The sequence below is a fragment of the Planctomonas deserti genome (assembly GCF_003067705.1).
In the GTDB taxonomy this organism is placed as follows: domain Bacteria; phylum Actinomycetota; class Actinomycetes; order Actinomycetales; family Microbacteriaceae; genus Planctomonas; species Planctomonas deserti.
The window spans coordinates 1-703 of the sequence record NZ_QANL01000055.1 but is presented as its reverse complement, the minus strand read 5'-3'; the positions used below and the strand labels follow the sequence as shown (position 1 = coordinate 703).

Annotated in this window: 1 protein-coding gene; it reads right to left on the bottom strand. The window is 67.9% G+C overall.

All coding sequences use genetic code 11. The annotated features are described in order from the left end of the window. The coding region (locus tag DAI20_RS19485) for a nitrilase-related carbon-nitrogen hydrolase (protein WP_497802639.1) at positions 1 to 703 on the bottom strand (703 nt) is incomplete at both ends.

Below are 703 nucleotides of genomic sequence, written 5' to 3'. Positions count from 1 at the left end.
GGTTCGATCGACACCGCCTCCAGCTTCACGCCCAGTGCCTGGCACTGTTCTGCAGCCAGATCATTGGACAGGCCTGCGGTGTAGCGCGACGGCAGGCGCACCGCGGTGACGTTCTCGGCACCCATCGCGTCCACGGCCATGGCCAGCACGATCGCCGAGTCGATGCCGCCGGACAGGCCCAGCCAAACCTTCTTGAAGCCGTTCTTGCGGCAGTAATCCTGGATGCCACGGGTCACTGCGCGCCAGGCCAGCGCGTCCACGCTCTCGTCGCCGTCGTCCATCCACACGTGCGGCATGAAGCGGCGGGTTTCACCGTCGTACTCCACAACCAGCCATTGGTCGACGAAGGCGGCGGCGGCCGGGTGCACCGTGCCGTCACCATCGGCCACCACCGAGGCGCCGTCGAACACCAGCGCGTCCTGGCCACCGACCACGTTGAGGTAGGCAATCGCCGCGCCGCTTTCGCGGGTGCGTGCGGCCAGCACTGCATCGCGCTGGGCATGCTTGCCACGCTCGTAGGGCGAGGCGTTCGGCACCACCACCAGCTGCGCACCGGCGCGCATGGTGTCGGCCAGCGGTTCGGCGAACCACAGGTCCTCGCAGATCAGCAGGCCGACCGGAATGCCGTTGACCTCGAACACGCAGCTGCCGCCGTCCGGGTCGACATCGAAGTAGCGACGCTCGTCGAACACCGCGTAGTTGG